20 protein-coding genes are annotated in these 24,962 nt (G+C 69.5%); 9 read left to right on the forward strand and 11 right to left on the reverse strand.

Annotated elements, in window-relative coordinates; translation table 11 throughout:
• Nucleotides 1-188: 188 nt before the first annotated feature.
• Nucleotides 189-1,298 (reverse strand): phosphoserine transaminase, encoded by a 1,110-nt coding sequence (gene serC, locus ABZ260_RS08710; RefSeq protein WP_355614558.1) that lies wholly within the window; start codon nucleotides 1,296-1,298, stop codon nucleotides 189-191.
• Nucleotides 1,299-1,510: 212 nt separating this feature from the next.
• Nucleotides 1,511-2,617 (reverse strand): citrate synthase 2, encoded by a 1,107-nt coding sequence (locus ABZ260_RS08715; protein ID WP_350911291.1) that lies wholly within the window; start codon nucleotides 2,615-2,617, stop codon nucleotides 1,511-1,513.
• A 169-nt stretch (nucleotides 2,618-2,786) separates the two neighbouring features.
• Between ABZ260_RS08715 and pdxH the strand changes: the two genes are divergently transcribed.
• The 5 genes from pdxH to ABZ260_RS08740 all read left to right on the forward strand — a co-directional run bounded on the left by pdxH (nucleotide 2,787) and on the right by ABZ260_RS08740 (nucleotide 8,777).
• Entirely contained in the window at nucleotides 2,787-3,440 is a 654-nt protein-coding gene (gene pdxH / locus ABZ260_RS08720; RefSeq protein WP_355558449.1) for a pyridoxamine 5'-phosphate oxidase, read from the forward strand.
• Between the two features lie 56 nt (nucleotides 3,441-3,496).
• Nucleotides 3,497-4,744, forward strand: coding sequence for an MFS transporter (locus ABZ260_RS08725; RefSeq protein ID WP_355614561.1), 1,248 nt, complete (start codon nucleotides 3,497-3,499; stop codon nucleotides 4,742-4,744).
• 159 nt (nucleotides 4,745-4,903) lie between these two features.
• Nucleotides 4,904-5,608, forward strand: coding sequence for a metal-dependent transcriptional regulator (locus tag ABZ260_RS08730; protein WP_355558455.1), 705 nt, complete (start codon nucleotides 4,904-4,906; stop codon nucleotides 5,606-5,608).
• 117 nt (nucleotides 5,609-5,725) lie between these two features.
• Nucleotides 5,726-7,951 (forward strand): SpoIIE family protein phosphatase, encoded by a 2,226-nt coding sequence (locus ABZ260_RS08735; protein ID WP_355614563.1) that lies wholly within the window; start codon nucleotides 5,726-5,728, stop codon nucleotides 7,949-7,951.
• Nucleotides 7,952-8,003: 52 nt separating this feature from the next.
• On the forward strand, nucleotides 8,004-8,777 hold the full coding sequence (locus ABZ260_RS08740; protein ID WP_355614566.1) for an alpha/beta fold hydrolase: 774 nt from the start codon (nucleotides 8,004-8,006) through the stop codon (nucleotides 8,775-8,777).
• 20 nt (nucleotides 8,778-8,797) lie between these two features.
• Here ABZ260_RS08740 and ABZ260_RS08745 read toward each other — a convergent pair whose 3' ends face one another.
• Nucleotides 8,798-8,959: a hypothetical protein gene (locus ABZ260_RS08745; protein WP_169750261.1), complete on the reverse strand. Its 162-nt coding sequence runs from the start codon at nucleotides 8,957-8,959 to the stop codon at nucleotides 8,798-8,800.
• A gap of 199 nt (nucleotides 8,960-9,158) precedes the next feature.
• On the opposite strand from ABZ260_RS08745, the gene ABZ260_RS08750 reads away from it, so the two are divergent.
• Entirely contained in the window at nucleotides 9,159-9,578 is a 420-nt protein-coding gene (locus ABZ260_RS08750; RefSeq protein ID WP_355614569.1) for a hypothetical protein, read from the forward strand.
• A gap of 82 nt (nucleotides 9,579-9,660) precedes the next feature.
• Here ABZ260_RS08750 and ABZ260_RS08755 read toward each other — a convergent pair whose 3' ends face one another.
• On the reverse strand, nucleotides 9,661-10,806 hold the full coding sequence (locus ABZ260_RS08755; RefSeq protein ID WP_355614571.1) for an acyl-CoA dehydrogenase family protein: 1,146 nt from the start codon (nucleotides 10,804-10,806) through the stop codon (nucleotides 9,661-9,663).
• 313 nt (nucleotides 10,807-11,119) lie between these two features.
• On the opposite strand from ABZ260_RS08755, the gene ABZ260_RS08760 reads away from it, so the two are divergent.
• The 3 genes from ABZ260_RS08760 to ABZ260_RS08770 all read left to right on the forward strand — a co-directional run bounded on the left by ABZ260_RS08760 (nucleotide 11,120) and on the right by ABZ260_RS08770 (nucleotide 16,042).
• Nucleotides 11,120-12,460, forward strand: a complete 1,341-nt coding sequence (locus ABZ260_RS08760) for a hypothetical protein (RefSeq protein WP_355614574.1) — start codon at nucleotides 11,120-11,122, stop codon at nucleotides 12,458-12,460.
• A gap of 12 nt (nucleotides 12,461-12,472) precedes the next feature.
• The gene (locus ABZ260_RS08765) at nucleotides 12,473-13,327 is read left to right on the forward strand and encodes a class F sortase (RefSeq protein ID WP_355614577.1); all 855 of its coding nucleotides are present in this window, start codon (nucleotides 12,473-12,475) and stop codon (nucleotides 13,325-13,327) included.
• Nucleotides 13,328-14,815: 1,488 nt separating this feature from the next.
• On the forward strand, nucleotides 14,816-16,042 hold the full coding sequence (locus ABZ260_RS08770) for a glycerophosphodiester phosphodiesterase family protein (protein ID WP_355614580.1): 1,227 nt from the start codon (nucleotides 14,816-14,818) through the stop codon (nucleotides 16,040-16,042).
• A gap of 43 nt (nucleotides 16,043-16,085) precedes the next feature.
• Here the strand turns inward: ABZ260_RS08770 and ABZ260_RS08775 are convergent, their stop codons facing one another.
• The 7 genes from ABZ260_RS08775 to ABZ260_RS08805 all read right to left on the reverse strand — a co-directional run bounded on the left by ABZ260_RS08775 (nucleotide 16,086) and on the right by ABZ260_RS08805 (nucleotide 24,626).
• Nucleotides 16,086-17,270 (reverse strand): PQQ-dependent sugar dehydrogenase, encoded by a 1,185-nt coding sequence (locus ABZ260_RS08775; RefSeq protein WP_355614583.1) that lies wholly within the window; start codon nucleotides 17,268-17,270, stop codon nucleotides 16,086-16,088.
• Between the two features lie 153 nt (nucleotides 17,271-17,423).
• Nucleotides 17,424-19,526 (reverse strand): xanthine dehydrogenase family protein molybdopterin-binding subunit, encoded by a 2,103-nt coding sequence (locus ABZ260_RS08780; RefSeq protein WP_355614586.1) that lies wholly within the window; start codon nucleotides 19,524-19,526, stop codon nucleotides 17,424-17,426.
• The gene (locus ABZ260_RS08785; RefSeq protein WP_355614589.1) at nucleotides 19,523-20,533 is read right to left on the reverse strand and encodes a xanthine dehydrogenase family protein subunit M; all 1,011 of its coding nucleotides are present in this window, start codon (nucleotides 20,531-20,533) and stop codon (nucleotides 19,523-19,525) included. The genes ABZ260_RS08780 and ABZ260_RS08785 overlap by 4 nt, the downstream gene beginning before the upstream one ends.
• On the reverse strand, nucleotides 20,530-21,090 hold the full coding sequence (locus ABZ260_RS08790) for a 2Fe-2S iron-sulfur cluster-binding protein (RefSeq protein ID WP_355614592.1): 561 nt from the start codon (nucleotides 21,088-21,090) through the stop codon (nucleotides 20,530-20,532). The genes ABZ260_RS08785 and ABZ260_RS08790 overlap by 4 nt, the downstream gene beginning before the upstream one ends.
• Before the next feature lie 166 nt (nucleotides 21,091-21,256).
• On the reverse strand, nucleotides 21,257-22,369 hold the full coding sequence (locus ABZ260_RS08795) for an ABC transporter permease (RefSeq protein ID WP_355614595.1): 1,113 nt from the start codon (nucleotides 22,367-22,369) through the stop codon (nucleotides 21,257-21,259).
• Entirely contained in the window at nucleotides 22,366-23,961 is a 1,596-nt protein-coding gene (locus ABZ260_RS08800; protein ID WP_355614598.1) for a sugar ABC transporter ATP-binding protein, read from the reverse strand. The genes ABZ260_RS08795 and ABZ260_RS08800 overlap by 4 nt, the downstream gene beginning before the upstream one ends.
• Nucleotides 23,958-24,626, reverse strand: a complete 669-nt coding sequence (locus ABZ260_RS08805; protein WP_355614601.1) for a DUF2291 family protein — start codon at nucleotides 24,624-24,626, stop codon at nucleotides 23,958-23,960. Before ABZ260_RS08805 ends, ABZ260_RS08800 begins: the two co-directional genes overlap by 4 nt.
• Between the last annotated feature and the right edge of the window lie 336 nt (nucleotides 24,627-24,962).

Genomic DNA, 24,962 nt, shown 5'->3' on the forward strand with positions numbered 1-24,962 from the left:
GCAAGGCGGAGGAGGGAGCCGCAGCGTGCTGCGGTGACCGACGACAACGCGGCGAGGCGCCGCCTGACCGGCCGCAGTAGGCAAAAGATCCGCAGGACAGGGCCTAGGTTCCCGCGCGGGAACGGAGGTCTCACCGGACGAATCCTGGCGGTGCCTGCTACCAGGCCCGGCACCGCCAGGGAGCGGGACTACAGGCGCTCGACCACGTAGTCGACGCAGGTGGTCAGGGCCTCGACGTCGTCGGGGTCGATGGCCGGGAACATCGCGACGCGCAGCTGGTTGCGGCCGAGCTTGCGGTAGGGCTCGGTGTCGACGATGCCGTTGGCGCGCAGGACCTTGGCGATCGCGGAGGCGTCGACGTCATCGGAGAAGTCGATCGTGCCGACCACGTTGGAGCGGAACTCCGGACCCGCGAACGGGGTGGTGTAGGAGGTCTTCTCCGCCCAGGTGTAGAGGCGCCGGGCCGACTCGGCGCTGCGAGCGGTCGTCCAGGCCAGGCCGCCGTTGCCGTTCATCCACTCGATCTGCTCGGCGAGCAGGAAGAGCGTGGCGACCGCCGGGGTGTTGTACGTCTGGTCCTTGGAGGAGTTGTCGACGGCCACCGGCAGGCTGAAGAAGTCGGGGACGTAGCGCCCGCTTGAGGCGATCTCGTCGACCCTGGCCAGCGCGGCCGGGGACATCAGGGCGATCCAGAGGCCGCCGTCGGAGGCGAAGCTCTTCTGCGGGGCGAAGTAGTAGACGTCGAACTCGCTCGCCTCGACCGGCAGGCCGCCGGCGCCGGAGGTGGCGTCGACGAGCACGAGCGAGCCCTCCTCGCCCACCCGCCTGATCGGCATCGCGACGCCGGTCGAGGTCTCGTTGTGGGTGAGCGCGTAGACGTCGACGCCCTCCTCCAGCCTGGCCTCGGGGTGGCTGCCGACCTCCGACTTGATCACGGTCGGGTCGCCCAGCCACGGGGCCTTGGCCGCCACGGAGGCGAACTTGGAGGAGAACTCGCCGAAGTTCAGGTGCTGCGACCTGTCGCGGATCAGCCCGAAGGCGGCGATGTCCCAGAACGCGGTGGTGCCGCCGTTGCCCAGGACGACCTCGTACCCCTCGGGGAGGGAGAACAGCTCGGACAGCCCCGCGCGGACACGCCCGACGAGCGACTTCACCGGCTTCTGGCGGTGAGAGGTGCCCAGGAGGCTGGAGCCGGAGGCGGCGAGAGCCGAGAGCTGCTCGGGGCGCACCTTCGAGGGCCCGCAGCCGAAACGGCCGTCGGCGGGCTTGATGTCAGAGGGAATCACGATGTCAGCCACGTGACCAGCCTACTGAGCCCGCGGATCGATCCAGGACGAGGTCCGGATTTTGAGACGAGACGTGGGATGGTTTTGAGCCGGGCGAGGTGATCGCGGGGGCGGGAAACCGGATGACGGCCGGTGGGGGAGCGGGGCGTGAGGGCTTCGAAGAGCCGGGAACGGCAACGGCTGTCGCGCGAGACGTCCACGCGACAGCCGTACAAGACGGGAATTCAGAAGGAGCTGACGGCCTCGGCGGCGCCGGGGACGTCGTGGACCGAGCGCTGCGGGGGACCCACGTAGTCGGCGCTGGGGCGGACAAGCCTGCCCGTGCGCTTCTGCTCCAGGATGTGCGCGGCCCAGCCCGCGGTGCGGGCGCAGGTGAACATGGAAGTGAACATGGATGAGGGGACCTGGGCGAAGTCCAGGATGACCGCCGCCCAGTACTCGACGTTGGTGGCGAGCACCCGGTCGGGCTTGCGGGCGTGCAACTCCTCCAGCGCGGCCTTCTCCAGCGCCGCGGCGACCTCGTAACGCGGTGCGTCGAGCTCCTTGGCGGTGCGGCGGAGCACTCGTGCCCGGGGGTCCTCGGCACGGTAGACGCGATGGCCGAAGCCCATGAGACGCTGGCCCTTGTCGAGCTCCGACTGCACGTACTTCTTGGCGTCGCCGACCTGCTCGACACCCTCGATCATGTGCAGCACGCGCGCGGGCGCACCGCCGTGGAGCGGGCCGGACATGGCGCCGACCGCACCGCTCAGCGCCGCGGCGACATCGGCTCCGGTGGAGGCGATGACCCGGGCGGTGAAGGTGGAGGCGTTCATGCCGTGCTCGGCGGCGGACGTCCAGTAGGCGTCGATGGCCTTGACGTGCCTGGGGTCGGGATCGCCCTGCCAGCGGATCATGAACCGCTCGACGATGCTCCTGCCCTTGTCGACCTCGCTCTGGGGGACCATCGGCTTCCCGAGACCGCGCGAGGACTGGGCGACGAAGCTCAGGGCCGTGACGCTGGCCTGCGCCAGGTTGGCGCGGGCCTCCTTGTCGTCGATGTCGAGCAGCGGCTTGAAACCGTACGCGGGGGCCAGCATGGCCAGCGCGCTCTGCACGTCGACGCGGATGTCACCGGAGTGGACAGGAATGGGGTAGGGCTCGGCCGGGGACAGACCCGGCTGGAACTCGTTGTCGACAAGCAGGCCCCACACGTTCCCGAAGGAGACGCGACCGACCAGCTCTTCGATGTCAACGCCCCGATAGCGGAGGGCGCCCCCTTCTTTGTCCGGTTCCGCGATCTCAGTCTCGAAAGCTACTACGCCTTCGAGCCCGGGTTTGAAGTCGGACATTTTCGGCCGCCTCCCTTTCTTGAAGTCAAAGCCTTGATGTCGAGATACCGGCGGGTCATATTCAACCCCCTGAGCCGGGGCAGCCTGCCGCCGGACCCACCAAAGCGGGATCGCCGCAGGTGGGGGGCGCTGAGCGGGCTTCCGGCTCGGCACGGGAGAATACCTTCCCGTGGATGCCGCATCGCGACCGCCCTCGATGGCGGGACTTCGTCGCACGTACCAGGGACTGCCTCTCCTTGAGGAGGACCTCGCACCCGACCCCGTGTCGCAGTTCGCCGCCTGGTTCGGCGACGCCGTGGACGCCGGGCTTCCCGAGCCGAACGCGACAGTGCTGGCGACCGCCTCGGCGGGTGGCCGGCCGACGGCCAGGACCGTACTGCTCAAGGGTTACGACGAGAACGGGTTCGTCTTCTACACCAACTACGAGTCGCGCAAGGGGCGTGACATGGCGGAGAACCCGAGGGCCGCCCTGCTGTTCCCCTGGCACTCCATCCGCCGCCAGGTAAGGGTGGAGGGGGCGGTGGTACGGCTGCCGCGCGAGGAGTCGGCCGCCTACTTCAGGTCCAGGCCCTACGGGTCGCGGATCGGTGCCTGGGCCTCGCGGCAGTCCGCGGTCGTGCACTCCAGGGACGAGTTGGACGCCCGCTACGAGGAGTTGTCGGAGCGTTGGCCGGAGGATCCGCCGATCCCGGACTTCTGGGGTGGACTGCGCGTGGTGCCGGCCGAGATGGAGTTCTGGCAGGGCCGCACAGACCGTATGCATGACCGCCTCCGTTACCGGCGCTCCGGCGCCGGTTGGATCATCGAACGCCTGGCCCCATGACACCCTGCCCCCTCTTTGCTGATATATCCACATATGTCCGGTAGAGAGGGAGCGGTGTGGGGTTCGGAAATTTCGTCCGCAGGCACGCGGCCGACACACGCCCGCTCGGCATCCCCGCCTACCGGCGACTCTGGGCCGGTCAGGGTGTGTCGTTCATCGGCTTCCAGCTCACCTCGGTGGCCGTCAGCGCCCAGATCTACGACATCACGGAGTCGTCCTTCTGGGTCGGCATGCTTGGCCCCGCCAACCTGATCCCCCTGGTCGTCTTCGGGCTCTGGGGCGGCGCGATCGCCGATGCCGTCGACCGGCGCAGGCTCCTCATCATCGGTGCGCTGATCGCCTGGTCGGGGACGCTCGCGCTCCTGGTCCAGGCGGCCCTCGGGTCGACGAGCGTCGGCCTGTTGCTGGCCACCGTGGCCCTGCACGCCACAGGTTTCGCGATCACGGGCCCGACCAGGGGGGCCATCATCCCCAGGCTGGTCCCGGCCGACCTGATCCCGGCGGCCAACACCCTCAACTTCCTGGTGAGCGGCCTCGGCACCGTCGTCGGGCCGTTGATCGGCGGGGTCGTGCTCGCCCAGAGCGGTTTCGCCGCCGCCTACCTGATCGACGCGCTGCTGTTCGGCGCGGGCTTCTACGCCGCGGTGAGACTGCCGAGACTCGAACCGGTCGGCGAGGTGACGCGCCCAGGCCTGCGGTCGGTCCTGGACGGCCTGCGTTACGTCTGCGGGCACCCGGTGGTGCTGATGTCGTTTGTCGTCGATCTCATCGCCATGGCGTTCGCACTGCCCAGGGCGCTGTTTCCGGAGGTCGTGGCCGAGAGGTTCGGTGGTTCGCTGGTCGCGTTCGGCTGGCTGTCGGCCAGCATCGCCATCGGCTCGGTGCTCGGCGGGGTGCTGTCGGGCTGGGTGGGGCGGGTCCGGCGTCAGGGAATGGCGCTCACGTACGTGATCGCCGCCTGGGGGCTCACCGTCGCCGCGGCCGGACTCGCGGACCAGTTGTGGCTGATGGTCGCGCTGCTCGCGTTCGGCGGGGCCGCCGACCTGGTCTCCGCGGTGTGGCGGCAGACGATCCTGCAGACCCACGCGCCCGACGACATGCGCGGGAGGATGCAGGGCGTCTTCATGGTGGTGGTCGCGGGAGGCCCCAGACTGGGGGATCTCCGGGCCGGGGCCACCGCCTCGTGGTTCGGGGCCACGGGGGCCTGGGTGGGCGGTGGGATCGCCTGCGCGGTGGCCGTGGTCGCGGTGGGGCTGGCCGTCCCGGCCTTCAGAAAATATCAACCGGTCGCGAGTAGTGTTTGAGCAGCTAGGGAAGGATTCGGCGGCCCCCGGTGTTGCTGTCCTTTGCCATCACGAGCCGTTCTCCCAATAGGGTCGTGTCTTCGAACTTCCAAGGTCCCGCGCCGCCCTCCCGGGAACACCGCGCGATGGACGTAGCATCGAGAGAGGACGGGAGGAACCTTGACCGCACACGGCTTGATCGACACAACGGAGATGTACCTTCGTACGATCTTCGAGCTGGAGGAGGAGGGCATCGTCCCCCTGCGCGCGCGTATCGCGGAGCGGCTCCAGCAGAGTGGTCCCACAGTCAGCCAGACGGTCGCCAGGATGGAGCGCGACGGTCTGGTTCGCGTCGAGGGCGACCGGCACCTGACCATGACCGATCTGGGACGTACTCTCGCGACCCGCGTCATGCGCAAGCACCGTCTCGCCGAGTGTCTGCTCACCCAGGTCATCGGCCTGCCCTGGGAGGATGTACACATCGAGGCGTGCCGCTGGGAGCATGTCATGTCCGAATCGGTGGAGGCGAGGCTGGTCAGCCTGCTCAACAACCCCACGGAGGACCCGCACGGCAATCCGATCCCCGGCCTGGAGGAACTCGGCGTCTCGGGCCTTCCCGACGGGCGGTCGGAGTCGCTGCCGTCGATGGCCGCGATGGCCGGACCCAGAGATATACCCGTTGTCGTGCGGCGAATTAGCGAACAAGTGCAAAGCGATCCGGCTGTGATGCTTAAACTCAAGCAAGTTGGGATACAACCCGGACGCGAGGTAACGCTCGCGGTGAGCGACGACGGTGTGCGGGTGACAGGTGACGACGAGGCGGACAATTTTCTTGCGGATCTCCCGCGAGAGATTGCCGCGCACGTTTTCGTCTCCACACGCTGACCGAGGCCCCTTAGCTCGGTTGGATCCCGTTCGGGAGTCCCTCCGCTCCCAGGCCGAGACTGCAGGAGCAACCGTGGTTCGCTTTGCACACACCCGCCCACGAGGGGCGGTCACCGGATGAAGCGGTGGGGGGATGTTTCCCAGGATGCCGCTGATCACCTTACGGCTGGTTCCGTCCTAGATCATGCTGAGATGGCGGTGGTGGTCACCGACAGGTTCAGCAACCTGCTCTACTGGAACCCTTTCGCGGAAAGGCTTTTCGGGCGCCCGGGCACATCGGGACCACGTGACCAGTCCCTCTCCCTGGGCATCATGGAGAAGGACCATCCGCTGGCCGTCGAGCTCTCCAAGCACGTCCTCAAGGGCGGTGTCTGGGAGGGCACGTTCGACGTCAGGCGCGGCGACGGGACGATCATCTACGTACGGGCCCAGGCCGTGCCGTTGCGTCACCCCTCGGGAGCGGTGACGGGCATCGTCATCACCGCTCGTGAGGCGATGCGCAGCAACGAGCGGGAGAAGGACCGTTTCGGCCTGCTGGAGCGGATCGGCGAGCGCCTCGCCGGATCGCTCTACGTCGAGGAGACGCTCAAGCGCGTCGCCGAGATGCTCGTCCCGCAGTTCGCCGACCACTGCTTCATCGAGCTGATGGAGGAGGGGCGGCTGACCCGCAGGGTCTCCACACACGTCCAGGGTTGGAGCCCGCCGCCCAACACCTGGGCGCCGATCGGGGCGGAGATCCGCTACCCGGCGGGACACTACGCCGACATCGCGCTGCGCCGCCAGGAGACGATCCTGGTCGAGGACTTCTCCCAGACCAACTACCCCAGCCCCGGCGAGGCCAACACCCGCCTGGCCGCCGAGATCGGCATGACCTCGGCCATCGTGGCGCCGCTCTGCGTGCGAGGTGAGACCCTCGGGCTGATGTACCTGGGGCTGTCCAACCTGACCGACCGGCGTAGCCCGCACTATGACGCCTTCGACCGTGACTTCGTGGGGGCGATCGCCACCAGGGTCGCCCTCGCCGTCGACAACGCGCTGCTGTTCGAGGAGGAACGGCACACGGCGGAGTCCTTCCAGAAGCACCTTCTTCCCCGCGCGCTGCCGCAGCTCGACGGGCTGGAGATCGCGGTCCGCTACTTTCCCGCCGCACCCCTGGCCAGCCACGGGCAGGGCATCCAGACCCAGGTCGGCGGCGACTGGTACGACGTCATCCCGCTCTCGGCGGGCCGGGTCGGCATCGTCATCGGCGACGTCGAGGGCCGGGGCGCCAAGGCCGCGGCGGTCATGGGGCAGCTGCGGGCGGCGCTGCGGGCCTTCGCCCAGGACGACAAACCGCCCGCGGAGATCCTCGCCAGGCTCGACGAGTGGACGCGCATCATCGCCACCCCCGAGCAGGACGAGAGTGGCGCCGACATCAGCATCCCACCCATCGTCACCTGCCAGTATCTGGTGTATGACGCCTGGTCGCGGCAGCTGTCGTTCGCCAACGCCGGTCACGCCCCCCCGCTGCTGCTCATCGGCGACACCTGCACCGAACTCGACATCCACGAGGTCGGCCAGCCGCTGGGAGTCCGGGCCAAGGGCATGCACGCGGACCTGGTCTACAAGGAGGAGACGCGGACACTGCCCCCCGGGGCCGCGCTGCTCCTCTACACCGACGGGCTCGTCGACCGCCGCCCCATCCGCGACGCGGACGGCAGGCCGCCCAGCGTCGAGGAGACACTGGGGCAGCTCTGCGAGAGGCTCATCGAGATCAGCGACACCTCCGTCGAGCGCATCGCCGACGCCGCCACCGTCGCGGTGCCCGGCGAGATCGACGATGACATGGCCATTCTCGTGCTCAGGTCCGCCCCCGAGGACCTGGCCGTCGAGGAGCGCACCTTCCCGGCCCAGCCGATCATGGTGGGTGAGGCGCGCCGGATGGCCTCGGAGGCGTTCATCGGCTGGAACGTCCCCGAGGAGCGCGCCGAGCTCGCCTGCCTGCTGGTCTCCGAGGTCGTCACCAACGTCGTGCTGCACGCCGCCAGCGCCAGCGTCCCGCGCAGGGAGCTGACGATGGACGGCCCTCCGCTGTCGTTCGACGAGTCCTGGGACATCCCCGGCTTCGAAGACGAGATCGTCAATGAGAAGGAGTTCACCCTCCGGCTGCGCCGGGGTGGAGAGTCCGTCTGGGTCGAGGTCTTCGACCAGGACCTCCGGCTGCCGCGCATCCGCAGCGCGGGGGAGAACGACGAGGGTGGCCGGGGCCTCTATCTCGTCGACCAGCTCGCCAAGCGCTGGGGCTCCCGCCCCACCAAGGAAGGCAAGGCCGTCTGGTTCGAGATCCCCACCAGGTCGCGCTGAACGACACGTGGCAGAGCTGGAACAACTATCCGATCGGTGGTTGACTCGGAACATGGAGCTGGCGTTCGAACGGCGTGGGACGGGGCCGCCCCTGGTCCTGCTGCACGGCATCGGGCATCACTGGCAGGCATGGCTGCCGGTGCTCGACCGGCTCGCCGCCGAGCGAGACGTGATCGCCGTCGACTTTCCCGGCTTCGGGATCTCACCGCCGCTGCCGTCCGGCACGCCGTACACGGCCGAAAGCCTGGCGGACGCGATCGAGTCCTTCTTCGGGATGCTCGGCCTGCGTGACCCGCATGTGGCGGGAAACTCCCTGGGCGGTTACGTCGCCCTCGAACTGGCCGCGCGCGCCACGGTCCGCTCGGCCACCGCGCTCTCTCCCGCCGGGTTCTGGAACCGTAGCGAGCTCGCGTACGCGCGAGCCGTCCTGCGGATCACCAGGGCCGCCGCCCGTGACCTTTCCCCCGAACGGGCGCTGGTCTACGCGGAAGACCCGCTGATCCGCGGCCTCTCCCTGAGTCTTCTGGTCGCCCACCCCGCCAGGCTCTCCCCTGAGGCGCAACTCGCGGCTCTCCAGGCACTCAAGGACGCCTCGGGGTTCGACGAGACCCTCGCCTCGTTCGCGGGACTGATGCCTCCCGCGCCGCCGAAGGTGCCGGTCACGATCGCCTGGGGCGAGCACGACAGGCTGCTTTTGCGCCGGCAGGCGGTAAGGGCCGCCAAATGGTCGGGGCGGCGGGTGAAACTGCTCAAGGGGTGCGGGCATGTGCCGATGACCGACGATCCCGAGCTGGTCGCGAGGGTGCTGCTGGAGGCGTCCGCCTAGGGCGGGATGCCGATCTGTGCCTAGCGGAACGACTGTCCCCAGATGGCCAGCATCGCGATGACGAACACCACCATGACACCGGCGTACGCGACAGGGCCGAGCCGGAAGGCGCGCCGTACCCGATTCAGGCCCCAGGCGAACAGGAACGCCAGGAAGATCAGCAGAATCAGCCCGCTGTCCATCGTCACCCCCTCGGGAAGTCTCCGTTGACCAGTATGCGTCGACGGAGCCGCTTCCGTGGCGGGTAAACGCGATCCGGAACCCGTGAGATCGTTACGTTTCGTGAACAGGACATCGAAGGTAACGCGTGCCCTGCTGATGGCAGCTCTGGCCATAGGTCTCTCCGCATGTTCGGACGCGGGCGGTACGTCCGGCGCTTCGGTGACCGCGACCGTCACCGTGACCGCCTCCGTCACTCCGTCCCCCGAGGTCTCCTCGGTTCCGTCGCCTCCCGCCTCCGCCTCACCGACGGAGCTTCCCGCGCCGCCTCCCACGTCGGCGCCGTCGGTGAGCGTGCCGGGAGGCCGGGGCATCGATGACACGGTACGGGGGCGGATAGCCCTGCGGGGAGCGGACTCGATCACGGTGACCCCCGCCAGTGACCAGGGGATGAAAGCCCTCCTGGTGCCCTACACGGTCGTGCTCGACGCACAGGGTCTGATCTGCACGGAAGGGAAGGCCCCGCACAACTGCTCCGTGGAGCAACTGCGGAAGGCTCTCGGCAAGGGTGACGTCCTCCTCGCCGAAGTGACGATCAAGGACGGGGTGGCCGTCCAGATCCAGGAGATCATCCAGGGGTGACGGCGCCGGCCGGCCGATCACGGGAGTCCGCTGTCCCGTCGTCGCGAGGGCGGCGGTTCTCCCGTGTGGTGGCCGGGGCGGGTCAGAAGCCGGAGGAGCGGCCGATGATCTCTTTCATGATCTCGGTGGTGCCGCCGTAGATGGTCTGGACACGGCTGTCGATCCAGGCCTTGGCCACGGGGTACTCCATCATGTAGCCGTAGCCGCCGTGCAGCTGCAGGCAGCGGTCGATGACCTTGGTCTGCAGCTCCGTGGTCCACCACTTCGCCTTGGCCGCGTCCACCGCGGTGAGTTCCCCGGCGTTGAGTGCCCGGATGCATTTGTCCACGTAGTGGCGGGCGATCTCCACCTCGGTGTCCAGCTCCGCCAGGACGAATCTGGTGTTCTGGAAGCTGCCGATGTTGCGGCCGAAGGCCGTGCGGCTCTTGCAGTACTCGATGGTCGCCCGCAGGACCGTCTCCGCCGCCGCCACCGCCACCACCGCGATCGACAGACGCTCCTGCGGCAGGTTGGCCATGAGCTGGAAGAAGCCCTGTCCCTCCTGCGGACCCAGCAGGTTGGCCGCGGGGACCCGGACGTTGTCGAAGAACAGCTCCGCCGTGTCCTGGGCGTGCATGCCGATCTTCTCCAGGTTGCGGCCCCGGGTGAAGCCCTCCATACCCCGTTCGACGACCAGCAGCGAGATCCCCCGGGCGCCCGCCTCCGGGTCGGTCTTCGCGACCGCGACGACCAGGTCGGAGTTGATGCCGTTGGTGATGAAGGTCTTCTGGCCGTTGACCACGTAGTGGTCGCCCTCGCGCACGGCGGTCGTCCTGATGCCCTGCAGGTCGCTACCCGCGCCGGGCTCGCTCATCGCGACCGCCGTGATGAGCTCGCCACTGGCGAACCCGGGCAGCCAGCGCGCCTTCTGCTCGTCGTCGGTGAGGCCCACGAAGTACGGCGCCATGACGTCGTTGTGCAGCGAGAACCCCAGGCCGGACGCGCCTGTCGAGATGACCTCCTCGGAGATCACGGCGTTGTAGCGGAAGTCGGTGATCCCCGCCCCGCCGAACTCCTCGGGTACCCCGAAGCCGAACATGCCGATCTCTCCGGCCTTCTTCCACACCTCGCGGGGGACGATGCCGTCCTTCTCCCACTGGGCATGATGGGGCGCCACCTCGCGGGCCAGGAACTCGCGTACTGTCTCTCGGAAGAGCTGGTGCTCCTCTTCGAAGAGGTCTCGCTGCATTGTGTGCCTCCTAGGGGTCCGTGACACAGAATACGATTCTGTTACTCCGGGGTACACCCGGCCGGAGGGCGCTAGTGCGGCTTGCGGTGGTTTGTGGACTTACATCCAGATCACAAGTGCGCCACGGTCTCCGTACGTACCCGATTTCTCGCTGCGCCGAAGATGGTTGAAACCGTACGATCTACCCTCGGTGTGCTATGGCTATGCCCGTTGACGGCAGCCTTTGTGATCGGAGTATGTAGTGGTTCGGTGGCGATCTGGGCTCCGTAGATCTCTCGCGGTTTCGGCCCTGTGCCTTGTCGGTGGCGCACTGGTGGCGCTGCCCTCCAAAGCGGCCAGCGCCGGCAACGCCGAACTCGTGGTCGACTACAGCTGCACCGGTGGGGTCGCCCTGAACGGCGGCGCGGTGAAGCTGCGGACCAAGGTGTCGATTCCCACGACGCTCACGGTCGGCGAGCCGCTCAACATCGGCTGGGCACTCGACTACGAGGGGGCGTCCAGGTTCGGCTCGCCGGCCTACTTCGCGCCCGGCGGAAAGGTCACGGTCACCGGGGACGTACAGCTCACCGGCAGCTGGACCGGTGTCCTCCAGCCGAAGGGGAGTGTGGACCAGCCGGGGCAGCTCCAGCCCGGCACCCCCCTGGAACTGCCCAAGGGCATCTCCGACTCCGCTCACACCAGCAAGGAGGGGACGGTCAGGGTCACCCCCCAGAAGCTGTACGTGGACTTCACGCCTCCGGCCGGCGAGGTCATGGTCAACGACGACGACCCCCGGGTGAAGTACCACGCCCAGGCCGACTGGGATGACGTGAACGACCAGCCGATGAACAACAACGACTACCACCACGACCTGCACCGCACGAACAAGGTGAACTCCTGGGCCTCCTTCACGTTCACCGGCACCGGGATCGAGTACGTCACCCAGCGCGACCAGGGCTCGGGCAAGGTCGGATTCAAGATCAACGGCCAGCCGGCCAGCCCGGCGGACATCGACGCCTCGAAGAACGAGGACGGCACGCCGACGAACGACGCCCACAGAGGCGGGTTGACGCTGTGGAGTTTCCGTGGCCTTGAGTACGGCACCCACACCATCGATGTCACGAACCTGGAGGACGGCACCTGGACGCAGCTTGACGCCTTCCGGGTGATCACGAAGCAGCTGGTGGATCCGCCCCAGGACTATCGGGCCACCTGCTGGCTCATCAGTGCTCCCGTGGCGGTGGACGTCACCATCTCCAAGGCGGGCGGTACGTCCTCGCCCAGCCCGACGGTCAGTCCCACCAACAGCCCCACGGTCAGTCCCACCAACAGCCCCACGTCCACGTCCACGTCCACGTCCACGACCACCCCGACCACGCACCGCAGCCCCACTGGTTATCCATCGGCCGGGGCGAACAGCACCAGCACGACCACCTCGACGCCCAAGCCGACCCTGACCGTGACCGCCACCGTCACCCCCACCCGGCCCACGCCGACCGCGCCGCAGGTGATCATCACGCCCAGCGGTGGGGCCCAGACCGGTGAGGCGCCACAGGGGAGCTCCGGCCTGGGGCTTCTCGGCGCGGGAACGGTGATGGTGACCGGTAGCGCGCTGGGCGGCGTGGCCTTGATGAGGCGGCGGGCGGCACACGCGCGCGGCCAGAGGGACAGCTGAAGGAGGCGCCGGATGTACCAAGGACCTGTGCAGGGCGGTCCCGGCCCCTATCCCGGCGGCGGCCCGGCGGCCAAGCCCAAGGGGAACATGCTGATGGCCGGGCTCCTGGTGGCCGGGTCGCTCGGCGGGGTGGCCGCGATCATGGCGGGGCTGCTCGCGTACCTCTCACCGGCGCCGGAGGATCCGGGCTATGGGCTGTCCGAGCCGCAGGCGGCGGTCAGCACCCTTCAGGAACAGCCGGGCGGGCAGCCGGGCACCGGGGAGCAGGTCGCCGAGCAGCAGCCCGCGGGGGTGCTGCCGTCAGCGGTGGGACCGGGCGGGCTGGACGTCCCGCTGACGGCCGCCGCGCCCACGGCGCCGCCGCCGCTGCCGGTGGTCCAGCCTCCGGCGCCGTTGAAGAGTAACGGGGTGAAGCCCCGGCGGCTGGCCATCCCGAAGATCGGCGTGCTGGCCCCGCTGATGGCGCTCGGCGTCGACTCCAAGCGGGAGATCCAGACTCCTCCGCTGAGCAAGCCCAACCAGGCGGGTTGGTACAAGTACGGTCCCATCCCCGGGCAGCAGGGACCTTCGGTGGTTCTCGGGCACGTGAACACCCGGAGCGGGGCCGCCGTCTTCAGCCGGCTGAAGGAGATCAAGCGCGGGGACAAGATCAAGGTCTCCCGGACGGACGGGACCGTCGTGGAGTTCACGGTCGACGGTGTGGAGCAGGTCAGCAAGGCGGCCTTCCCGTCGAAGCGGGTCTACGGCAACACCGGTGAGGCGACCCTGCGCCTGATCACCTGTGGCGGTGTCTACAACAGGAAGACCGGTCACTACACCGACAACATCATCGTCTATGCGACCCTGTCGAAGGCCCGTCGTACCTGAGCGCCAGGTCCGGCCGCCGTACTCGCTGAATCGGCGGGTCGCGGCCGCTCCGACGGCCGCCTCCGATCGTTAGCCTCCCCGGCAATCCGGGTAGGGAGTTGTTTGTACGAGGTGGTCCCCCCGAATGATCAGAAGGCGGGGGTGTGCCCAGGTGAGCATCGTGCGGGCCGGTGTCGTGGCCGTACTCATAGGGGTGGCCGCTCTCGGCGCCGCCCAGCATTCGAAGCCGTCGCACGAGCGCTCCACGAGTTGGGGCGCGCACAAGTCCGCGAGCTCGGGGGGCAAGCACGCCGGAGGATGGACGATCAAACGGCTGCGTTCGGGGAACGGGCACACGGCCACGCGCTCCGAGTCGAGCATCGAACGCGGAGGGAACTGGGGGTTCGGGCGACCGAGGCGTTCGGATACCGGACGGCACAGGGCGCGGGAGTTCGGGCGGCGGGGGCATGAGGCGAGGCGTCACGGGGGTCGCTGGTTCGGGTGGCGGGGCAGGGGCGGCGAGCGCGGCGGGGGGCGGGGGTTCGGGCGGTCAGACGATTCGGACCCTGGGCGATATGGGGTTGGCCGGCCGGATTCAGATGCCGAGCGCGGTGAGGGTTGGGGGCTCGGGCGGTCGGGGGATTCGAGGCCTGGGCGGTATGAGGACCGGGGGTTCGGGCGGCGAGGTCCGGAGGCCGGTGAGTATGGCGATCGCGGGTTTGGGCGGCCGGGGGATCTGGGGTCCGGGCGATATGACGACCGGGGGTTCGGGCGGCGGGGTCCGGAGGCCTTGGGGTATGGCGACCGCGGGTTCGGGCGGCGGGGTTTCGAGGCGGGACGGTACGGCGACCGCGGGTTCGGGCGGCGCGGTTCGGATGCGCGGCGACACAGGGATCGCTGGTATGGACGGCATGGGCGGGCGAGGCACGGCGGGCACCACCGGCACGGGCACCACCGGCACGGGCAGCAGCGGCCGGGCCGGGCGGGTTGGTAGCGGCCTGGCCTGCAGTTTGAAACCGGGGTGGCAACGGTCCGTGGTGCGCGGCCGGTGCGACGCCGGTCCGCCGCCTGGGATCGGCAAGGGGACCTGAGACCGGCGAGGGGCCTGAGACCGGTATGGGGTCCGAGGCCGACGCGGTGGGCGGTCGCGCGCTGAATCGACAGGCCGGCGGTGACGTCCCAGGAGACGTCGAGACGCGAACCGGGCAGTCAGTCACTTCGTCTTTCTCCGTCGGACAACGGACCTGCGGGGTCACGTCACAGCGGGCACCGCACTCGCGCACGTCCTATGGAGGCCGTCGTCAGCCCGGTCGTGGCGATATGTCGGCTGCTCCGAGGGAACGCGATGTCGGCGTGGCCGCCGGGGGACATTTCGGATTATTTCCGGAGACAGTCGCGCAACGTGCTCCCGAGGGGATCGCTTCTGATCGTTAATCACCTGTCCGGTCCGGGTATAGGCGTTTATGCGAATGTGTCCCCCCTCTGACCCAGAGTGAGGGGTGTACGCAGGTGAGCAAGGCGCGGGCCGGTGTGCTGGCCATATTCATAGGAATGGCCGCGATCGGCGCCCTCCATCACGGGGGTTCGACGGGTACGCGATCCGCGAGCCCCGCGGCCGGGCAGTCCGGCGACTCGGTGTCCAAAGGGCTCACGGGTTCCACCGCCGAACGGTCCGCGCACTCCACGGCCGAGCGTCAGGTGAGTCCGGCGGCCAAGCGGCTCGGACGCCGCGGGGCCGAGCCGATCATCATCGCGCACCGCGGGGCCAGCGCCTTCCGGCCCGAACACACGCTGCTCGCCTACACGGTCGCCATCTCGATGGGCGCCGACTACATCGAGCCCGATCTCGTCTCGACCAAGGACCACGTGCTGGTCGCCCGGCACGAGAACGAGCTCTCGGCGACCACCGACGTCGCGAGGCATCCGGAGTTCGCCGACCGCAGGACTTCCAAGACCATAAACGGCATCCGGCACACGGGCTGGTTCACCGAGGACTTCACCCTCGCGGAGCTGCGCACCCTCCGTGCCAGGGAACGCTTCCCCACGCAGCGTCGAGGCAACACCGCATACGACGGGATGGAGAGAATCCCGACGCTCGACGAGATAGTCCAGCTCGCGCAGAAGCACGGCGTGGGCGTCTACGCCGAGACCAAGTTCCCCACCTATTTCGCCTCGATCGGGCTGCCGCTGGAGGAACCGCTGCTGGAGACCTTCCGGAAGTACGGCTGGGACGACGAGCGGGACCCGGTCTTCATCCAGTCCTTCGAGACCGGGAACCTCAAACGGTTGCATCCCCTCACCCGGCTCCGGCTCATCCAGTTCATCGGAGCGAACGGCGCCCCGTACGACCATGTGCGGGCCGGCGATCCGGCTACCTACGACGACATGGTCACTCCGGAGGGCCTGCGGGAGATCGCCGGGTACGCCGATGGCATCGGCGTGGTCACGAAGCGGATCGGCCCCCGTGATCCCGGCGGTTTCGAGAGCAGGCCGGTGTCACCCGCCGCGCTCGTCAGGAACGCCCAGCGAGAAGGGCTCCTGGTACACGCCACGACGGTTCGCAAACTCGCCGTGCGGCTCCGGGCGGACCTCAGGGGCGACAGCTCGGGCGGGCGCGCCAACGAGGAGGTGCGGAAGTGGCTGAGGCGTCTGTACCGGCTCAACCTGGACGGGGTGATCGCCGACGACCCCGGCATGGCGCGCGCCGTACGGGACCGGCTCCAGGCCGAGGGCTGACCGTGTCCGCCGGCGCCGCGTCGGGCCGCGGCCGAGGGGCACATCACTCCGTCTCGGGCCTGGCCGGATAGCGCAGGATCCGGTCGTCGCCCTCGCGCACCTCACCGCGCCCGTCGGTGTTGGACGTGGTCAGCCAGAGCGCCCCGTCCGGTGCCACGGCGACCGTGCGCAGGCGGCCGTACCGGCCGACCAGTTCGGCCCGGGGCTCGCCGGTTCTCCCGTCGCGCAGGGGCACCGTCCACAACCGCTCCCCGCGTAGCGCCGCCACATACAGCGTGTTCCCGGCGATGGCGGCACCGGAGGGGGAGGCCTCGCTCGTGGGCCACGTCACCAGCGGGTTGGTGAACTTACCACCGCGCGTGTCGCCCTTGCCCTCCACCTCCGGCCAGCCGTAATTGTGGCCGGGCTCGATCAGGTTGACCTCGTCCAGCGCGCTCTGCCCGAACTCGGTGGCGAAGAGGCGTCCCCGCTCGTCCCAGGCCAGCCCCTGGACGTTGCGATGGCCGAGGCTGTAGACCGGCGAGCCCGGCGTCGGGTTGCCGGGGGCGGGCCTGCCCTCCGGTGTCAGCCGGAGGATCTTCCCGTTCGGCAGGCGCGGATCCTGCGACGACTCCCGCTGCCCCGCGTCTCCGGTGCCGGCGTACAGCATGCCGTCCGGTCCGAACGCGATGCGGCCGCCGTTGTGGAAGGAGGCCTTGGCGATGCCGTCGAACAGCACCTCGGGTGTGGCGTCGCCGAGGCGGAAGCGCACGATCCGGTTGTCGGATTCGGCGGTGAGGTAGGCGTACACGTAACGGTCCCTGGCATAGCCGGGTGACACGGCCAGCCCGAGCAGGCCGCCCTCGCCGCTCGCGACCACGCCGGGCACCCGGTAGACCTCGCGGGGCCGCCCGCCGCGCCCCGGAACCTGGAGCACCCGGCCGCTGTCGCGCTCGGAGACGAGCGCGTCGCCATCAGGCAGGAACGCCAGCCCCCAGGGCACCTCGATGTCGCGGGCCATCTCCTTTCCCGCCTGGAGGTCCGGCACCCCGTCCGGCACCCTGCTCGGAGCCGGGCTGGAAGTCCCGCTCTCCCCGGGAGTGCCGCTCGCGCTCCCCGAGGTCGCCGGCGCCGCATTCGGGGGAGCCACCCCCTCGGCGGCCGGGCCGCCGGCGCAGGCGGCCAGCGTCGCCACCAGCATCGCCACCAGGCCGGCGGTCGGCACGATCCGGCTCGTGGTCTTCCTCATGGTCACCCCTTCTGCGGCCGAGCGCACCGGCGACGGGCAGTCCTGGGCCGGTCAGTCCCGGTCTACCCGACCACTCTGCCCCATGCTCACGGTAGATCCCGCCCGACCGCACCTGTCGCGGCGATCTCCCCGAGATCGGCGGGGAAGGTCCCGTCAGCCGGTGTGCATGGCGGCCCGCACCCGATCGAGGGTGATCGGCAGGTCGCGCTGCCGGGAGCCGGTCGCGTGGAAGACGGCATTGGCGATCGCGGCGGCGGTGCCGACGATCCCCACCTCGCCGATGCCCTTGACGCCGACGGGGTTGAGCTCGTCGTCGTGCTCGTCGATCCAGTGGGCCTCGATCCCGCGGACGTCGGCGTTCGACGCGATGTGGTAGGTGGCCAGGTCGTGGTTGGTGAAGTCACCGAAGCGGGGGTCCATCTGCAGGGCCTCGTGCAGGGCCATGGAGATCCCCATCGTCATGCCGCCGAGGAACTGCGAGCGCGCCGTCCTGACGTTGACGATCCGGCCGGCCGCGAAGACCCCGAGCAGCCGCTCGATACGGACCTGCCCGCTGTCGACGTCGACCTTGACCTCGGCGAACTGCGCTCCGAACGAGTGGCGGGAGAACCGCCCCTGGGCGGCGAGGTCCTCGGTGGTGTCCGCCCGTGCCTGCAGCCCTTCGGCGGGGACCACCCCGGACCGCTCGTCGAGCTCCCTGACCAGGGCCCGGCACACCTTGCTCACCGCCCAGCTCCACGAGGCGGTGCCCATGGACCCGCCGGCGAACGGCGCGGGTCCGAAGACGCTGCGGCCCACCAGGATGGTGATCCGGTCCATCGGCACGCCGAGCTCGTCGGCCGCCACCTGGGCCAGCGCGGTGCGAGCCCCGGTACCGATGTCGGCCGCGGCGATCTCGACCACGAACCTGCCCATGGGCTCGGCGCGGGCGGTCGCGGTGGACGCCATGGTGAAAACCGGGTAGGTCGAGGACGCGACGCCGGTGCCGACGAGCCACCGGCCCTGTCTGCGGACGCCCGGCGCCGGGTCGCGTCCGGCCCAGCCGAAGCGCGCCGCCCCCTCCCGCAGGCAGGCGATCAGGTTGCGGCTGCTGAACGGGAGGCCCGATTCGGGGTCCAGCGCGGGCTCGTTGACGATTCGCAGCTCGACGGGGTCCATCCCGAGGGCGTACGCCAGCTCGTCCATCGCCGATTCGAGGGCGAACATCCCCGGAGCCTCGCCGGGCGCGCGCATCCACGATGGGGTCGGCACGTCCAGCTGTAGCAACCGGTGGGCGGTGTGGCTGTTGGGCGTCGCGTACATCATGCGGCTGGCCGCGACCGTCTGCTCGGTGTATTCGACGCGCTTCGAGCTCTGCTGGAGCGCGTCGTGCCACACCGCGGTCAGCCGGCCGTCCAGCTCGGCCCCCAGACGCACGCGTTGCACGGTGGGCGTCCGGTAGCTGACGAGCGGGAACATCTGCTGCCTGGTCATCGCCACCTTGACCGGCCGCCCGACGGCACGGGCGGCCAGCGCCGCCAGCACGGTCGGCGGGCGCGGTACCGCCTTCGACCCGAAACCGCCGCCGGTGTGGTCGGCGACGATGCTCACCGCGCCGTCGGCGAGGCCGAACAGCGCGGCGATCGCGGCCGCCGACATCCAGGGTGCCTGGTCGGCGTTGTAGAGGGTCAGGGTCTCGCCCTCCCAGAACGCGATCGTGGCGTGCGGTTCCATCGGACTGGCATGCTCCGCCGGGGTCGTGTAGGTGGCGTCGATGCCGGCCGGTGCCGCGGCCAGGGCGCTCTCGGCGTCGCCCCAGTGGACGGTTCCGGGGAAACCCGCGTTGGCCTTCCGGGGTGAGAAGATCCGCGGGTTGCCCGGGCTCAGCACGACGTCGTGTTCCTGCTCGTCGTAGTCCACCCGCACCGCCGACGCCGCCTCGCGGGCGCCTTCCAGGGTGCTCGCGACCACGGCCGCGACGATCTGCCCGCGGTAGGCGACGTCGGCCGACTGCAGGACGGCCAGCTCGGCGTCGTCGGCGGGGTGCAGCCGGGAGACGTTGCCGCTGTCCAGTACGGCGATCACCCCCGGCAGGGCCAGCGCGGCGCCGCCGTGGACGGCGCGCACCCGGCCGCGGGCGATGGTGGCCTGCACGGGCCAGACATAGACGGCGTTCGGCACCGGGTACTCGTAGGCGTAGCGGGCCGCGCCGGTGACCTTCTCGCGTCCGTCGATCCTGGTCGGTGCCCCGCCCACCACCTTGTCGAGCGTGGTCATCGCCGTTCCCCTCCCACGGGATTCCCCGTGAGATCGCGTACGCTCGCCGCGATCAGGTCGGCGGCGAGCCCGATCTTGAACTCGTTTCCCGGCAGGGGGCGCGCCGACGCGAACTCCGCCTCCGCCGCCGCCAGCAGCAGTTCCCTGTTCGGCCGGTGACCGGCCAGCATCCGCTCGGCCTGGTGCGCCCGCCACGGCCGCGGGGCCACCCCGCCCAGCGCCAGCCGGATCTCCCGCAGCGACCCGCCGCCCTCCGTCGTGACCAGGGCCGCGACCGAGACCACCGCGAACGCGTAGGACCAGCGGTCGCGGACCTTGCGGTATCGCATGGCCGCGCCGTCCGGGGGCGGCGGCAGCTCGACACCGGTGATCAGGTCGCCGGGCTCCAGTACCGTCTCGCGATCGGGGGTGTCGCCGGGCAGCAGATAGAGGTCGTGGAGCGGCACCGCCCGCTCCTTTCCGCCCGCGAGCCTGATGTGCACCATGGCGTCGAGAGCGGCCATCGCCACCGCCATGTCGGACGGGTGGGTGGCCACGCAGCTGTCGGAGGTGCCGATCACCCCCAGGTCGCGGTGACTGCCGCCGATCGCGGAACAGCCCGTACCCGGGTCGCGCTTGTTGCACGGCTTGGTGACGTCCTGGAAGTACGGGCAGCGCGTGCGCTGCAGCAGGTTGCCGCCGGTGGTGGCCATCGACCTGAGCTGTCCGGAGGCTCCGGACAGCACGGCCCTGGCGAGCATCGGGAAGCGCTCCCTGATGCCCCGGTCACCGGCCAGGTCGCTGTTGCGCACCGTCGCGCCGATGAGCACGCTTCCGTCGGCCCGGTGCTCGATCCGGTCGTACGGCAGCCGGGTGACGTCCACCAGCGTCGCCGGCCGGGCCACGCCGAGTTTCATCAGGTCCACCAGATTGGTTCCGCCGGCCAGGAACATCGCGTCGGTGCCGTCCACGACGGCGGTGGCGGCGGCGCTGGGGTCGGCGGCGCGCTCGTAGGCGAAGGGTCTCATCGGTTGCCTCCGGGACTCGACCCGGCGACGTCGAGGACCGCCTCGACAACCCCGGCGTACGCCCCGCAGCGGCAGAGGTTGCCGCTCATCCGTTCGCGGACCTCTTCGGCGTCCAGGGCGGCGCAGGAGGCGACACCGGCCGCGACGTCTTCGGTGACATGGCTGGGCCAGCCCGCATCCGCCTCGGCGAGCGCGCCGATCGCCGAGCAGATCTGGCCCGGCGTGCAGTAGCCGCACTGGAAGCCCTCGTGGTCGAGGAACGCCCGCTGAACGGGGTGCAGGTCGTTCGCGTGAGCCAGACCGGCGACCCCCTCGATGGTGACGATCTCCTGTTCGGTGGCGGTGACCGCGAGCGTCAGGCAACTGTTCACCCGCCGGCCGTCCAGCAGGACCGTGCACGTCCCGCACTGCCCGTGGTCACACCCTTTCTTCGCCCCGGTCAGGCCGAGATGCTCGCGCAGCGCGTCCAGCAGGGTCACCCGGTTGTCCAGGGAGACGGAGTGGTCGGCACCGTTGATGCGCAGCGTGATATCGCTGCTGAACGCTTCGACTGCCATGCCGTTTATCCTGCCAATTACCCAATGAGAGTTGGATCACCTATTAATCTGAAAATCCAAAAGAAGCGGCAACCGTACTGCCGTGAAAATCACCGGTGGCTCGGGGAGACACCGGGATAGGCAGATGTGCCGCGGACGGGTGCCGAGAGGCGGCCGCCGGAGCCCGTCAGTCCGGTCGCCCGTCGGTGACCAGCGCAGAGACGGCGGCCCGGTGCCGCTGGAGCCGCTGCTGCCCCTGGTCCAGCATCACCACGAAGATGATCAAGGATCCCTTGATGAGGATCTGCCAGAACAGCGACACGTCCAGGAGCATCAGGCCGTTGACGAGGAGACCGATGACGACGGCTCCGACGAGGGTGCCCCGTACGGTGCCGCGTCCCCCGTTCAGCGTGGCGCCGCCGAGGACGACCGCGGCGATCGCGTTGAGCTCGAACGTCTCACCGGCCTGAGGTGCCGCCACGGTCAGCTCCGAGGCGATGAGGAGACCCGCGAGCGCGGCGCAGCCGCCGGAGATCACGTAGACGACCGTCTTGACGCGGTTGATCGGGACCCCCGAGAGCTCCGCGGCCCGCTCGTTGCCGCCCGCGGCGTACAACCATCGGCCGAACGGTGTCCTGGTGAGCACCAGCATGACGGTGACGACCAGGACGATCATGATCCAGATCGGGGCCGGGATGCCGAGCGGGCGTGCGTTGCCGAGGAGGCCGAAGCCGGTGTTGCCGAGTTGGGGGCTGCCGTCCAGGTTGGTGTAGGTCAAGCCGCCGGAGATCAGCAGTGCGAGTCCCCGCGCCACGTACAGCATGCCGAATGTCGCGATGAACGGCGCCACCTCGAACCGGGTGATGAGGACACCGTTCACCAGGCCGACGAGCATGCCGACCGCGACGCAGAGCACGATCACGCCCCACACGGGCGGGAAGGCGATCACGTCGACGAACCCGAGGTCGAGACCTTCGAGCAACTCGCCGGCGACGACCCCGGAGAGCCCGATGACCGAGCCGACGGACAGGTCGATGCCGCCCTTGAGGATGACCAGCAGCATGCCGAGCGCGACCACCCCGTTGACCGCGATCTGCTCGGCCATCGTGATGAGGTTCGGCACCGTGAGGAACGAATCCGTCAGCATGCCGAAGAGCACGATCAGGGCCGCCAGCGCGATGAGCGCCCGGAACTCGAACAGGCCGTTCAGCAGGGACAGGCGGCGCGCCCGGGCCGCGATCCGCTCCGGCGGGGGGCGGCCCGGAGGCGCCGGTGCGGGGGGTGTTCCCTGAGGTGTCAATTCGCACCGCCCTCGGCCCTGTCGACGGTGACGCCGTCCAGCGCGCTCATCAGCTCCTCCCGGGTTATCGCGCCACGCCGGAAGTCGCCGGTGACGACCCCGCGGGCGAGCACCAGCAGCCGGTCGGGGATGTGCAGGGCCTCCTCGGCGTCGGACGTGGTGAAGAGGACGGCCAGGCCGTGTCGTGCTCGTGCCGCCAGAAGCTGGAAGATGTCGGCCTTGGCGCCGACGTCGACGCCGCGCGAGGGCTCGTCCAGCAGCAGTACCAGGGGATCGGTCAGCAGCGCCCTGCCGATGACCACCTTCTGCTGGTCGCCGCCGCTCAACGATTCGACGGGCGCTCCGGCGTCGTCCGTCCTGAGGGTGACGTCGGAGATCATCCGATCGACGGCGTCCAGCTCGCGCTCCCGGGAGACGAACAGCCATCGGACGAACCTGTCCAGTCCGGCCAGGGAGAGGTTCTCCCCGACCGACATCGTCTGGATGAGGCCGTCGCGCCGCCGGTCCCGAGGGACAAGGAGCAGGCCCCGGTCGATGCGGTCGCGGATGCTCGCGCTCTCCAACGGGACGCCCGAGAGCAGGACGTCACCCGACTGCGAGGGGATCCGGCCGGCGAGCGCCTCCAGCAGTTCGGTCAGGCCCGAGTCCACCAGGCCGTAGATCCCCACGATCTCGCCCTCCCTGACGGTCAGGGAGAGGTCGTCGATCGCGAGATGACCGGGATTGGCCGGAGCGGCCACCGAGAGCCCGCGCAGGGTCAGCAGTTCCTCCGCTCGTGACTCCGCTCGTGACTCCTCTTGTGACGGAGGTGGCTCCGCCTCGATGACCTGGGTGAGGCGTGCGAACAGGGCCTCCCGGTCGGGGCCGACCATCTGCTCCACGACCCATCGGATATCGACGGTCCTGGCGTTCGCGGTGGCGGCCAGCCGCCCGTCGCGCAGTATGACGACGTCATCGGCGATCTTCAGCACCCGGTCCGGTTGATGGGAGACGTAGACGACCGCGCCTCCGCTCGCGGTCAGCTCCCCGATGGCCCGGAACAGCGCCTCGACCTCCGGAGGAGTGAGCGCCGAGGTGGGCTCGTCCATGATCAGCACCCGGGCCTCCTGGAGGAGCGCCCGCGCGATCTCGATGATCTGCTGCCGGGCCGGGCTCAGGTCACCGACCAGCCGATCGGGATCCAGGTCCTCTCCCAGACTGTGCAGGATCGCCGCGCTGGTGGCCCGCTGGGAGGAACGGTCGATCACCCAGGGGCCCCCGCAGATCTCGCGGGCCAGGAACAGATTGTCCTGGATGCTCAGATTGGGGAAGAGATTGAGTTCCTGAGGGATGATCGAGATGCCCCGGTAGGCGGCGTCGCGGGGAGACCGGAGCCTGACGGGCTCCCCGTCGAGTTCGATGTGGCCGGTGGTGGGCTGCTCGATCCCGGAGAGGATCTTCAGCAGGGTCGACGTGCCGGCCCCGTTCTTGCCGAACAGCGCGGTCACCCGACCGGCGGCGATGTCGAAGTCGACACCCCTGAGCACGTGCGTGTTCCCGTACACCTTGGTGACGTCGCGGGCGCTCAGGATTTTGGTCGCCGCGGTCTTCACGGCATCTCCTTGATCGAGACCGGGGTGATGGTCACGACGGCGGGGGTGAGGAAGTTGAAGGCACCGACGAAGGAGATCTCCTTGCCGTTCAGATGCTCCGGGTCCAGGTTCTTGAGCAGCTTCCTCCACAACTGGTTGTTCAGCGCGGTGGCGGCGGCGGCGTACTCCGCCTGGTTGCGGAACCGCCTGAATCCGATGCCGGCCGCGTCCCGCAGCGCCGTGCCGTTGATGGCAGGACCCACCTGCAACGAGACCCGGGTGCCCGGTGGCAGGCCCGGCACGGTCACGGGCATCAGCCCGGACTCCGCCACTCCGGCCCTGCCGGTGCCCTTGACCGCGAAGTTGTAGGGGCCGTTGCCCTGCCGGACGCCGTATCGCCTGTCGGCCACCCTCTTGTCGGTGGTCACGGCCTTCACCAGCACGGGCAGCTCGACCGCCCTCCTCCTGATCGCGGGCACGACCTCGCTCTCGTACGTCCGCGCCCCGAAGGCGGCCGGGTCGAACCGGGCGCCCGACGCCGCGACCGACTCCGCGGAGCGGTAATGGGTGCTGAGCCCGATGGCGGCCAGGAGGGCCGCCGTCAGGGCGGCGGCCACCCATCTCGCCGGGATCCGCCGGCGAGGCACCTGCCCGCCGCGCGCGTGTGCCGTAACCGGGGTGCTCATCACAAACCTCCAGCTCGGGAGGATGTCAAGACCCGTATACCCGTTCGCGCGGCTTCCACTGAATCCTCCCTGAACGGGAGCCGATCGAGCCGCCGGGAACCCTCGCGTGTTCTGTCCCACGGCGGCCACGACACCGTGCGGATCCCGGCGGCGGTCGGCTACTCACCGTGACTCCCATGCGCCATACCCTGTCTGTTGTTTGAAACTTCACCGATGTACGGTGTCGTTTGCTGTGGGATAGATGGGAATTTGTGTCCGTTTCGCCGACTCGCTCGCGCACCATGGTCTCTGTTCGTAGGATCTATGCCGAACCTTGACCAAGGCGGGTAAGCCTTA

It is taken from the genome of Streptosporangium sp. NPDC006013, from assembly GCF_040614275.1.
Classification (GTDB): domain Bacteria; phylum Actinomycetota; class Actinomycetes; order Streptosporangiales; family Streptosporangiaceae; genus Streptosporangium.

Excerpts from the sequence above, each read along its gene's own strand:
- ABZ260_RS08715 (WP_350911291.1), bottom strand. The coding sequence starts at position 2,617 with ATGTCCGACTTCAAACCCGGGCTCGAAGGCGTAGTAGCTTTCGAGACT.
- ABZ260_RS08735 (WP_355614563.1), top strand. The coding sequence starts at position 5,726 with ATGAAGCGGTGGGGGGATGTTTCCCAGGATGCCGCTGATCACCTTACG.
- ABZ260_RS08740 (WP_355614566.1), top strand. The coding sequence starts at position 8,004 with ATGGAGCTGGCGTTCGAACGGCGTGGGACGGGGCCGCCCCTGGTCCTG.
- ABZ260_RS08745 (WP_169750261.1), bottom strand. The coding sequence starts at position 8,959 with ATGGACAGCGGGCTGATTCTGCTGATCTTCCTGGCGTTCCTGTTCGCC.
- ABZ260_RS08755 (WP_355614571.1), bottom strand. The coding sequence starts at position 10,806 with ATGCAGCGAGACCTCTTCGAAGAGGAGCACCAGCTCTTCCGAGAGACA.
- ABZ260_RS08765 (WP_355614577.1), top strand. The coding sequence starts at position 12,473 with ATGTACCAAGGACCTGTGCAGGGCGGTCCCGGCCCCTATCCCGGCGGC.
- ABZ260_RS08775 (WP_355614583.1), bottom strand. The coding sequence starts at position 17,270 with ATGAGGAAGACCACGAGCCGGATCGTGCCGACCGCCGGCCTGGTGGCG.
- ABZ260_RS08780 (WP_355614586.1), bottom strand. The coding sequence starts at position 19,526 with ATGACCACGCTCGACAAGGTGGTGGGCGGGGCACCGACCAGGATCGAC.
- ABZ260_RS08785 (WP_355614589.1), bottom strand. The coding sequence starts at position 20,533 with ATGAGACCCTTCGCCTACGAGCGCGCCGCCGACCCCAGCGCCGCCGCC.
- ABZ260_RS08790 (WP_355614592.1), bottom strand. The coding sequence starts at position 21,090 with ATGGCAGTCGAAGCGTTCAGCAGCGATATCACGCTGCGCATCAACGGT.
- ABZ260_RS08805 (WP_355614601.1), bottom strand. The coding sequence starts at position 24,626 with ATGAGCACCCCGGTTACGGCACACGCGCGCGGCGGGCAGGTGCCTCGC.